We start from the raw sequence: 9,912 nt of genomic DNA on the forward strand, positions 1-9,912 counted from the left end.
TATGAGTGTCGGTGTCGGTGTCAGTGGCCACCCGCGCCTCCGATCTGGCTGCGCATGCGCGGATCGACCCAGTAGTACAGCAGGTCCACGACGAGGTTGATCATGACGAAGAGGAAGGCGATCAGCACGAGGTACGCCGACATCACGGGGATGTCGCCGAACTGAACGGCCTGGATGAACATGAGGCCCATGCCGGGCCACTGGAACACGCTCTCGGTAATGATCGAGAACGCGATGATCGAGCCGAGCTGCAGTCCGGTGACCGTGATCACCGGAATGAGCGTGTTCTTCAGCGCATGGCGAAAGTCGACGATCCGGTCTGGCAGGCCCCGCGCCCGCGCGAAGCGGATGTAGTCGGCCCGCAGCACCTCCAGCATCTCCGAGCGCACCAGCCGCATGGTGAGCGCCATCTGGAACAACGCGAGCGTGGCCACCGGCAACACCAGGGCGCGAAGGCCTTCCCAACGCAGCAGGCCGGTCGACCATGGGCCGATCTGCACCACGTCGCCGCGGCCGAACGACGGCAGCCAGCCGAGCCACACCGAGAACACCATGATCAGCAAAATGCCGATCAGGAAGGTGGGCAGCGACAGGCCGACCAGCGAAGCGGTCAACAGCACTCGTGAACTCAATGCGTCCCGCCGCAGCGCCGTGTAGACACCGCCCAGCACACCGAGCACCAGCGCCGTCAAGGCGGCCAGCATGCTGAGCTCGAGCGTGGCGGGCAGCTTCTCGCCGATGAGCTCGGCCACCGGCCGGCCCTGCTGGTAGCTCTTGCCAAAGCGGCCGCGCGCCGCGTTGAGAACGAAGCGCCTGAACTGCACGACGGCGCCCTGGTCGAGACCGAGCTGCACGCGCAGCGCTTCGCGCTCCGCGTTCGACGTGTCGGGGCCCGTCATGCTGTTGATCGGGTCGCCGATGAAGTTGAAGAGCGAGAACGCCACCAGCGCCACTGCGAGCATCACGCCGAGCGACTGGGCCAACCGTTGCAGCACGAACAGGAACACGCGCCGGTCTCAGTGGACAGAGACCCAGCGCAGCGGGAAGGTGTTGTCCGCCGGCTGGAAGACGTCGACGTTCTTGCGCACCGCCCACACGATCGCCTGCTGGTGCAGCGGCACGTAGGCGTAGTCGTCGACATAGATCTTCGTTGCCGCCCGCACCATGTCCTGGCGCGCCTTCGGATCGGCCTCCTGGTCGATCTTGTCGGCCAGCGCGTCGAGCGCCGGGTTGGAGTAGCCGCCGATGTTCGCCTGGCCGCGCTTGGTGACCGGCGAAGGTGTCTGCAGCAGCGAATCGAACACGTTGTGCACGTCGTAGGTCGAGGCCGGCGACCAGGCCATCAGGTAGAGGTTGACCTTGGCCGGGCTGTAGTCGCCCTTGCGCATGATCTTGGCGAAGAACTTGTTGCGGGTCTGGGCCTGCAGGTCGAGCTTCACGTCGATGCGGGCCAGCATCGAGACCACCGCCTGGCAGATCGCCTCGTCGTTGACGTAGCGGTCGTTCGGGCAATCCATGCCGAGCGAGAAACCGTCCGGGTAGCCGGCCTCGGTGAGCAGAGCCTTGGCGCGCTTCGGGTCGTAGTCCGGCCGCTTGAACTCGGCGGCACGCGGGAAGAGCACCGGCGCGATCAGCAGGGCGGAGGGCACCGCCTGACCGCGCATGACGCGCTTGGCGATCGTCTCCTCGTCGATGGCCCGGTAGAAGGCCTCGCGCACGCGGACGTCCTTGAACGGGTTCTTGCCCTTGACGTTCGAGTCCTTGAGCTCGTCGCGCGACTGGTCCATGCCGAGGAAGATCGTGCGCAGTTCCGGGCCTGCCATCACCGCGGCGGTGCCGCTGGCGTTCACGCGCTGCGCGTCCTGCAGCGGCACGGGCTCGATCCAGTCGACCTCGCCCGAGATCAGGGCGGCGACGCGCGTCGCGTCGTTCTGGATGGTGGTGAAGACCGCCTCGTCGAGGTTCGATTCCACCTTGCCCCAGTAATTCGGGTTCTTCTTGAACACCGTGCGCACGCCCGGCTGGTGCTCGGAGACGATGAAGGGCCCGGTGCCGTTCTCGTGGAGCGCGGCGTAGCTCGTGGAGGTGGCGCTCGGCAGGGTCGGTGCCACGGCGCCGGTCTTCTCGGCCCAGGATTTCGACATGATGTACCAGGTCGAGAACTGATACAGGGCGATGGGGTTCGGGCTCTTGAGGACCATGTCGACGGTGTGGTCGTCGACCTTCACCCACGTGGCATCGGAGGGCACGTTGGTGGTGAAGTTCGAGCCCGGCGCCCGCACGCGGGTGGCGGAGAAGATGACGTCGTCGGCCGTGAAGTCCGAGCCGTCGTGGAATTTCACGCCCTTGCGCAGGTGGAAGCGCCAACGGGTCGGCTCAGGCGTCTCCCAGGATTCCGCGAGCATGGGGACGATGTTCAGGTCCTTGTCGCGGGTAATCAGCGAGTCGAAGATCGCGCCGTGCATCCCGATCGTGAAGCTTTCCTTCAGCGAATAGGGATCGAGGGACTTGATGTCCCCCTGGAAGGCGAAGCGGAACACGTTGGCGGCCTGGGCCGGACCGGCGATTCCGAACCCGAGACACCCGGCGAGGGCTGTTGCCGACACGAACGCTTTGACCGTGGACTTCAACAAGGGATCCATCCTTTTCGTGCGTGCCGACCCGAGGCCTGAGACCAGCTTGGCATGGATCGGGCCAAGCCCGAACGGGCTTCTGCGCGCCATCCACGGTGTTGCGCGCCGGCTCCTATCGGTGATGCCGCCGGCGTTCGATGCCCAAAATTCGGTCAATAGCCACGAAACGGTCAAGTCCCGGGCAGCGGCCCGATGGACGCACGCGGTCGCGCGGCGGCTCTCACCGCTGAACAGGCGGGGTTCGGCGCTGGTTGATCCGGCAACCCCGTCACCCGCGAGCGCAGGAATCGAGACCGCATGTTCGACACCCGAAAGCCCCTCGACCAACAGGTCATCGTCATCACCGGTGCGTCCAGCGGCATCGGCCTCGCCACGGCCCGGATGGCCGCCGCGGCCGGCGCGAAGGTGGTGCTCGCCGCGCGCAACGGCGACGTGCTCGCCGAGGTTCAGCGCGAGATCGAGGCGGCGGGCGGCGAGGCCTTGCACGTGGTGGCCGACGTCGGCGAGCGCGCCCAGGTCCAGGCCGTCGCCGACCGGACCATCGATCGCTTCGGGCGCATCGACACCTGGGTGAACGATGCCGGCCTCTCGATCTTCGGACGGCTGGAGGAGGTCAGCGACGCCGACCATCTGCGTCTGTTCCAGACCAATTTCTGGGGCGTGGTCTACGGTTCGCTGGTGGCGGCCCCGCACCTGAAGGCATCGCGCGGCGTGCTGATCAACCTCGGCAGCGTCGCCTCCGACATCGCCTTCCCCCTGCAGGGCATGTACAGCGCCAGCAAGCACGCCATCAAAGGGTTCACCGACGCCTTGCGCGTCGAACTGGAGGAGGAAGGCGCATCGGTCGCCGTCACGCTGATCAAGCCGGCGTCCATCGACACGCCGTTCCCGCAGAACGCCCGCAACTACACCGACCACGAGCCGAAGCTGCCGCCGCCGATCTACCGCACGGAGGAGGTGGCGAACGCCATCGTCCACGCCGCCGTGCATCCCCAACGCGACATCTATATCGGCGGCGGCGGGCGCCTGATGAGCAGCGCCAAGCGCATGGCGCCCCGGGCCTTCGACCGGATCGCCCGCACGATGACGGCACAGCAGCAGCGGGCGGAAGCACCCCGCGACCGGGGCGGCGCGCTCTTCGAGGCAGGGCTCGGGGGCCGCGTGGCGGGTGACCATCCGGGCTATGTCATGCGCCGCAGCTTCTATACCCGCGCCAGCCTGCATCCGCTGACCACGGCCGCCGTCGTCGCCGGCTTCGGTCTCGCGGCCGCCAGCCTGATCGGCGGCGGCCGGCGCTGAGGCGATCACCTCGGGGCCGGCCGGCAAACGCCACGCCGGCTCCGAGCATCCTGGGGCAGGCGCCGCGCGCCGCGCCCGGGTGCACCGAACGACCGAAACCGTCATTTCAGCAGGGAGGGCGTCGCCATGCCGGATCTCGCGCACACGCTCCAGCGCTTCGAGGCACTGATGCTCGCCGAGCAGCCCGTCGATATCGGGCAGGCCGACGATGCGATCTGGGCCTATCTCGCCCAATCGCCGGGTTTGACGGCGCAGCTCAAGGCCCTCGATCGCCTCAGCGCGGCGCTCGCGCGAATGGAGAGCCATTCGCCGGTGCTGCCACGGCTGCGCGAAGCGCTGGAGCGCCACCGGGCCCGCATTTCCGAGCCCTCGGCTTAGCGTTGCTGCCGGAGGGTCGTCGCATCTCCCCTCAAACCTCCGCCATCAGCCGCTCATGGAACGCTTCGGCGATTCCATAGCTTCCCCCGGCGGCATCGCGCAGGCGCTCCCGGTCGAGGATGGTGATCCGGCCCCTGCGTGCCCGGATGCGCCCGGAGCCTTCGAGATTCTGGACGGCGAGGGTCACGCCCGAGCGCTGCACGCCCAGCATCACGGCCAGGACCTCGTGGGTGAGGGCCAGCTCGTCGCCTTCGACCCGGTCGTGACACATCAGGAGCCAGCGGGCGAGGCGCGTCTCGATGCTGAAGCTGGCGTTGACGAAGGCGGTGTGGCGCGCCTGGAACAGCTCCGCCTGGACGCAGCGCTGCAAGTGCGGGCCGAGGGCCGAGCAGCTGCGGACGGCGCCGCGCAGGTCGCGCAGCGCGATCCCGTGGGCGACGCCCGCGATCTGAACGACATACGCGTAGGGGGAGGATTGGCCCTCAATCAGCAGGGAAGGCCCGCAGACGACGCCTTCGGTCCCGATCATGCCGACCTCCACCCGCGTGGCGTCGACCTGCATGACGACGGAGACGAGGCCGCTCTCGAGGAAGTAGCAGCGATCGACGGGCGCATCCGCGTGGATCAGGACATGCCGCGCCGGCAGCTCGATCCGCTCCAGGAAGACCGCGAGCCGTGCGCACTCCTCCGTCGGCAGGCGGCGCAGCACGCGGTTCAGGGTTGGGATCGACATGTGGCGAGGTCTGGTCCGCTTCTCGGGTCAGAAAGACCAGCCTCTCCTGCCCATAGGCGCGGATATCGAGGAGACCACCTCAGATCAACGAAAGAAGTTAAGGCATGCTGCAGCCAAGAGGATCAATCTCTACGCACCTGTAAACATAGGTTAGTGTTTGAAATCATACGAACCGGCAACGCGAGCTTACACCACGAGAAATCGCAGGCTAAAGGCGATCGATCTGCCTGTGGCCGCCCCCCTTCAGTCTGCGGCGTTGGTTTGGGAGACAGGGACATGGTGGCGTCGGCTCGACGAGCTGAGGTGCTTCTCCGCGGGTGGCGGGCGTCGATGGCCCAGGATTCGTCCCATCCGCGGCAGGACGGCGTGCGCGCGTTCGTTTCGATCTTCGGTTCAGCCACTGCACGGGTCCGGCCGCGGCGGGGCCAGCGGGATCGCGCATGATCCGATGACACCCCCATCTCGAACGGACGTCGACCCGCTCCCCCATCCGCCCGCGCCGCGCCCCGACATGTCCAATCCACTCGTCCGCAAACTCGAAGGCTTCGGGCCGCTCAGCGAGCTCGACCGAACGGTCCTGGAACGGATCAGTGCCAACGCCCAACTCATCGGTCCACGCATCGACCTGATCCGGGAAGGCGATCCGCCCGACGGCGTGATCCTCGTCATGGAGGGGATTGCCTGTCGCCAGAAACACCGGGCGAACGGCGCGCGCCAGATCACCGCCTATCTGGTGCCGGGGGATTCCTGCGACCTCGACGTGGCCCTGCTGGACCGGATGGACCACACCATCACCACGCTCTCGGCCTGCCGCGTCGTGCGCATCCCGAGCGACGTCGTCAGGCGGCTGCTGAAGGACCATCCCACAGTCGCGCGCGCGCTGCGGATGTCCACCCTCGTGGACGAGGCGACGTTGCGCGAGTGGCTCGTCAACGTGGGCTGCCGCTCGGCCATCGAGCGGATCGCGCATCTGTTCTGCGAGTTGCTGGTGCGCCTCCAGGTCGTCGGCTTCGCCAGCGAGGATTCCTACGAATTTCCCGTCACCCAGCTCGATCTCGCCGACACCGTCGGGCTCTCGAACGTGCACGTGAACCGCTCGCTTCAGGAACTCCGGCGCAAGGGTGTGATCGAACTCAAGGGCAAGACCCTCAAGATCCTCGATCGCCAGCGCCTGAAGACGATTGCCGAGTTCAACGCCAAGTACCTGCACCTGGGAACGCGGGCCGCGGCATGACCTTGAAAACCCAGCCCGTCCAGGTCGCGACGGGCAGCAGCGACCATGAGAGCCGCCTCGTCTTCGAGGACGGCTTGCTCGTCGCGGTCCTTGTACAGCTCTCGACGGATCATGCCTCGGACGCCGGGAAATGGTTCCTGGAAGCCGGCTTCGGGCGAGCCGACGACCCCCACGCCCCCGTCTTCGACAACCTGGATGACGCACTGGCCTGGATCGCGCGCCAACTCGCGAGGGACGTTGTTCAAATCTGACGCCCGGCATCCCGGGCGCGGACGGCGCGAAGGTCCGTTTCCAAACGCGTCCTGCAAAACCCCATCGGAAATCCGGCCGGTTTGACCTTTGTAAGTGCGGGCGTGTTCGCCGGTGCCCATGCTCCAAACCGTTGGGCACGCACGTGTTCGACCGGTCTCGCCGATGCCTTGCCCCCCGATCGTGTCGGCGAGACCCCACTTTTTAGACCCTGCATGCATCCGGGCTCACGACGCAGGCGAAAGCCCGCAACCGAACGTGTCATCACCTCGATGTCAAACCGCCAACCGGGACGATCGCGGTGCGCCGGTGCGTGATGCCGATGCTCGGGCTGCGCGCTCGTTCCATCGCGATGGGCATCGCCCGATCATTCCGCGCCGACCGCCCAGCCTCTTCCGGGGCGGGAAGATGTCAGCCCGGCGCGTTCCGCGCCCGCAGAAACGCCTCGACGCAGGCCGGATCGAAGTGCGATCCCGCATTGGCGCGGATGTGCTGGAGCGCTTCCGCCTCGCTCCAGGCCTTCTTGTAGGGACGCTCGGAGGTCAGGGCGTCGTAGACGTCGGCGATGGCGACGATGCGGCCCGACAGCGGGATCGCTTCGCCGCTGAGCCCGACCGGGTAGCCGGTGCCGTCCCAGCGTTCGTGATGGGTGGCGGCGATTTCGGCCGCAAGCTGCATCAGGCTGGACGAACTTCCTTCGAGGATGCGCTTGCCGCGCTCGGCATGGGTCTGCATCTCGCTGCGCTCCGCATCCGTCAGCGGACCGGGCTTCAGCAGGATCGAATCCGGAACGCTGATCTTGCCGACATCGTGCATCGTCGAGGCGAGGCTGAGCTGCTCGACCTCCCGCTCGGGAAGGCCGAGACCGGCGGCGATGACCGTGACGAGGCCGGCGACGCGGGCCACGTGGTTGCCGGTTTCGTTGTCCCGATGCTCGGCGGCCTTCATGAGCATCATCACGATCTCCCGCTCGCGCGCGGCGATCAGGGCCGTTGCTGCCTTCACCTCGCGGTCGAGCCAGGCCGCGCGGTCGGCCTGGTCGAGGCGTGCCTGGTTCAGCGCCAGGAGGTTCGAGACCCGGGCCCGGATCTCGACCGCATCGAAGGGCTTTGCGAGGAAGTCGGTGGCGCCCGCCGTCAGGGCTTCCCGGCGCAGGCTGCGCTGATCGAGGCTCGTCACCATGACGATCGGCACGTGCGCGAAGCCCGCGACCATCCGTGCGCTGCGGATGAACTCGATTCCGTTCATTTCCGGCATTTCGTAGTCGGAGATCGCGACGCCGATCTCTGCCGCGTTCGCCTGGACGAACGCCATGGCGTCGGCGGGCCGCGTGAAATCCCGAACCGTGCAGCCGGGAAGGTCGCGAATGACCTCCGCGAGCAGCAGGTTGTTGAGCGGTGCGTCGTCGAGGATGAGCACGAACATCGAAGAAGTCCCGAATTCCGGCGCCGGAAGGGTCTGCGGGGCCGCCGAGCGCGCATCCCCACAGCCTCGACGATCCGGCCAAGACAATCCGGCGAAATCTCCTTCCACACCAAATTTCCGGTGTTGTCGCTGGCCTTCGTGGATCAGGGCGCGGCGCGGGCTGTGGATTTGCGCGGCCGTGGCGTCGGTGCATCGCCGCCCCTGTTCGCGGCGATGCTCAGGCCTTGAAGTTGAGGAGGAGGGAACTCGCGACCTGACCGCCGCCGCGCGTGCCGCCGGCGCCGTAGGTGCTCGTGCGATCCTGGCTCGACTGCAATTGCTTGACGAAGCTCGCCAGCAGATCGTCGGTCGTGGATGCCGTGGAGGCGGTCGCGCTCGTGGTCGTCGCATCCGACGCGGTATCGCTCGTGGCATCCGGCGGCGGGCCGGGCGGTGGGCCCTGCGGGCGCCTGCCTCCGCCGCCCTCGATTCCGTTCTCAGGATTCCGGAAGGCGCTCTTCAGGGTGTCGGCCTGGGCACTCGTCAAGGTCCCGCTCTGCACCTGCTGCGCGAGAAGGCTGTCGATCCGGTCCTTCAGGCTGGACGGATCCAGCGAGGTGGTGTCCGTGCTGCTTGCGCTGCTCGTCGAATCGCTTGCGGTCGGATCGAGGGTCGACGACGCGGAGGTGGCATCGGTGCCGGCGACACCGCTCGCCGCAGTCTTGGCGGTCAGGGCTTCGGGCATCCGATGCCGAGGCAGGGGAAGCGGGGGAAGTTGCTGAGAGATCGTCGACATCGGTCGCCCTAACCCGGGTGGGATAATTACCCACACCCACACGGTGCCGTGGATCGGTTAACGATTCACACCCTGCCGCGCCGGTTGCCATCCCACTTTCGCGCTAGAGTCCTGAAAATCCGAACCGGCAGCGTGCGCCAGGCGCCGATTCCGTACGGTTCCGCCGACGCGGCTTTGCAAGCGCGAAGCGAGGGGCTCATTCGCGGGTCGAGGCGGTATGTGGCCATGGCTGGACGATCCGGCGGACAGGGCTTCGGCAGACGAGTCAGTGCACTTGGCCGCGCTAGCAGAGGGCGAGGACGAGCAGGCCCACCACCGCCGAGGCCAGGACGGTGCAGAGCAGGAGGTCGATCGCCAGGATCGGCTCGTCGCGAAGCATCTCGCGAAACGGACGCCGCGCCATCAGGCTTGGTGCGATCGGCATCACCGCGCATCCACCGGCTCGAAAGCCGCCGTCATCCGCACCGGGGGCGGTGTGCGGACGACAGCGACCTGCACCGTCCGGGACGCCATGGGCTGAGCTGTTCGATCAGCCAATCGGCTTCCGAGAACGGGCAGTGCGAGGGCGGCCAGGACGAGCAGGCCGCGCGCGAGGAAGGAGCCGTGCCCGCGTGGGGAGATCGCCGCTCCCTTGGCGTGTTCGATCCGCATCGGCGCGAGGCAGGACGCTGAACGACCGGGCCGCAACGGGATCATCGAAAGGCTCCGTGGGAAAAATGACCACGAGATTTTTTATGTGTGCAAATTTCCCACGTCAATCGAAAATCGGGGACATCGCGTGCCGGTTCGCACCGCGTGGGATTGTCGCCCACGGGCGAACGCCTAAGGTGGCAGCATGACCGATCCGTCCGATGCACCCTCCGAGGGGGCGAACCTGCATGCTCCGGTGGCGCGCCTGCTGCGCCCGCTGGTGCGTCTGTTCGTGGCGCGCGGCATCACCTTCCCGGCCCTGACCACGCTCCTGCGCGAACTTTACGTCAACGTCGCCGAGTACGACTTCGCCTTGCCGGGCAAGGAGCAGACGGACAGCCGCGTCAGTCTTCTCACGGGCATCCACCGCAAGGAGGTGAGCCGCCTCCGCGGAGCCGGCGCGCCGGTGAGCGCCGTACCCTCGGCGGTCTCGCGCACGAGCCGGATCATCGCGCGCTGGCTGGCCGATCCGAAATTCACCGATGCCGCCGGGCAA

The 9,912-nt window shown here is 67.2% G+C and carries 11 protein-coding genes; 5 read left to right on the forward strand and 6 right to left on the reverse strand.

Annotated features, from left to right (window positions below; translation table 11 throughout):
* Window positions 1-20 precede the first annotated feature (20 nt).
* Both JWQ05_RS18840 and JWQ05_RS18845 read right to left on the reverse strand, forming a co-directional pair.
* Window positions 21-1,007 (reverse strand): ABC transporter permease, encoded by a 987-nt coding sequence (locus JWQ05_RS18840; RefSeq protein WP_299661815.1) that lies wholly within the window; start codon window positions 1,005-1,007, stop codon window positions 21-23.
* Between the two features lie 9 nt (window positions 1,008-1,016).
* Entirely contained in the window at window positions 1,017-2,606 is a 1,590-nt protein-coding gene (locus JWQ05_RS18845; protein ID WP_299661818.1) for an ABC transporter substrate-binding protein, read from the reverse strand.
* A gap of 324 nt (window positions 2,607-2,930) precedes the next feature.
* Between JWQ05_RS18845 and JWQ05_RS18850 the strand changes: the two genes are divergently transcribed.
* Entirely contained in the window at window positions 2,931-3,932 is a 1,002-nt protein-coding gene (locus JWQ05_RS18850; RefSeq protein WP_299661821.1) for an SDR family oxidoreductase, read from the forward strand.
* 126 nt (window positions 3,933-4,058) lie between these two features.
* On the forward strand, window positions 4,059-4,310 hold the full coding sequence (locus JWQ05_RS18855; RefSeq protein ID WP_299661824.1) for a hypothetical protein: 252 nt from the start codon (window positions 4,059-4,061) through the stop codon (window positions 4,308-4,310).
* 31 nt (window positions 4,311-4,341) lie between these two features.
* Here JWQ05_RS18855 and JWQ05_RS18860 read toward each other — a convergent pair whose 3' ends face one another.
* Entirely contained in the window at window positions 4,342-5,043 is a 702-nt protein-coding gene (locus JWQ05_RS18860) for a Crp/Fnr family transcriptional regulator (protein ID WP_299661827.1), read from the reverse strand.
* A 511-nt stretch (window positions 5,044-5,554) separates the two neighbouring features.
* Between JWQ05_RS18860 and JWQ05_RS18865 the strand changes: the two genes are divergently transcribed.
* Window positions 5,555-6,277, forward strand: coding sequence for a Crp/Fnr family transcriptional regulator (locus tag JWQ05_RS18865; protein WP_299661830.1), 723 nt, complete (start codon window positions 5,555-5,557; stop codon window positions 6,275-6,277).
* Window positions 6,274-6,528 (forward strand): hypothetical protein, encoded by a 255-nt coding sequence (locus tag JWQ05_RS18870; RefSeq protein WP_299661833.1) that lies wholly within the window; start codon window positions 6,274-6,276, stop codon window positions 6,526-6,528. The genes JWQ05_RS18865 and JWQ05_RS18870 overlap by 4 nt, the downstream gene beginning before the upstream one ends.
* A 409-nt stretch (window positions 6,529-6,937) precedes the next feature.
* Here the strand turns inward: JWQ05_RS18870 and JWQ05_RS18875 are convergent, their stop codons facing one another.
* The 3 genes from JWQ05_RS18875 to JWQ05_RS18885 all read right to left on the reverse strand — a co-directional run bounded on the left by JWQ05_RS18875 (window position 6,938) and on the right by JWQ05_RS18885 (window position 9,150).
* Window positions 6,938-7,951, reverse strand: a complete 1,014-nt coding sequence (locus tag JWQ05_RS18875; protein WP_299661836.1) for an HD domain-containing phosphohydrolase — start codon at window positions 7,949-7,951, stop codon at window positions 6,938-6,940.
* Window positions 7,952-8,168: 217 nt separating this feature from the next.
* On the reverse strand, window positions 8,169-8,675 hold the full coding sequence (locus tag JWQ05_RS18880) for a hypothetical protein (RefSeq protein WP_299661839.1): 507 nt from the start codon (window positions 8,673-8,675) through the stop codon (window positions 8,169-8,171).
* 334 nt (window positions 8,676-9,009) lie between these two features.
* Entirely contained in the window at window positions 9,010-9,150 is a 141-nt protein-coding gene (locus JWQ05_RS18885; protein WP_299661842.1) for a hypothetical protein, read from the reverse strand.
* 411 nt (window positions 9,151-9,561) lie between these two features.
* Between JWQ05_RS18885 and JWQ05_RS18890 the strand changes: the two genes are divergently transcribed.
* On the forward strand, window positions 9,562-9,912 hold a 351-nt coding region (locus JWQ05_RS18890; RefSeq protein WP_299661845.1), incomplete at its 3' end, for a DUF6502 family protein.

The organism is Methylobacterium sp. (assembly GCF_028290105.1).
In the GTDB taxonomy this organism is placed as follows: Bacteria; Pseudomonadota; Alphaproteobacteria; order Rhizobiales; family Beijerinckiaceae; genus Methylobacterium.

Bases quoted from the DNA above. Each gene is read 5' to 3' on its own strand.
- JWQ05_RS18875 (WP_299661836.1), bottom strand. From the start codon at position 7,951: ATGTTCGTGCTCATCCTCGACGACGCACCGCTCAACAACCTGCTGCTC.
- JWQ05_RS18880 (WP_299661839.1), bottom strand. From the start codon at position 8,675: ATGCCCGAAGCCCTGACCGCCAAGACTGCGGCGAGCGGTGTCGCCGGC.
- JWQ05_RS18855 (WP_299661824.1), top strand. From the start codon at position 4,059: ATGCCGGATCTCGCGCACACGCTCCAGCGCTTCGAGGCACTGATGCTC.
- JWQ05_RS18885 (WP_299661842.1), bottom strand. From the start codon at position 9,150: ATGCCGATCGCACCAAGCCTGATGGCGCGGCGTCCGTTTCGCGAGATG.
- JWQ05_RS18870 (WP_299661833.1), top strand. From the start codon at position 6,274: ATGACCTTGAAAACCCAGCCCGTCCAGGTCGCGACGGGCAGCAGCGAC.
- JWQ05_RS18850 (WP_299661821.1), top strand. From the start codon at position 2,931: ATGTTCGACACCCGAAAGCCCCTCGACCAACAGGTCATCGTCATCACC.
- JWQ05_RS18865 (WP_299661830.1), top strand. From the start codon at position 5,555: ATGTCCAATCCACTCGTCCGCAAACTCGAAGGCTTCGGGCCGCTCAGC.
- JWQ05_RS18860 (WP_299661827.1), bottom strand. From the start codon at position 5,043: ATGTCGATCCCAACCCTGAACCGCGTGCTGCGCCGCCTGCCGACGGAG.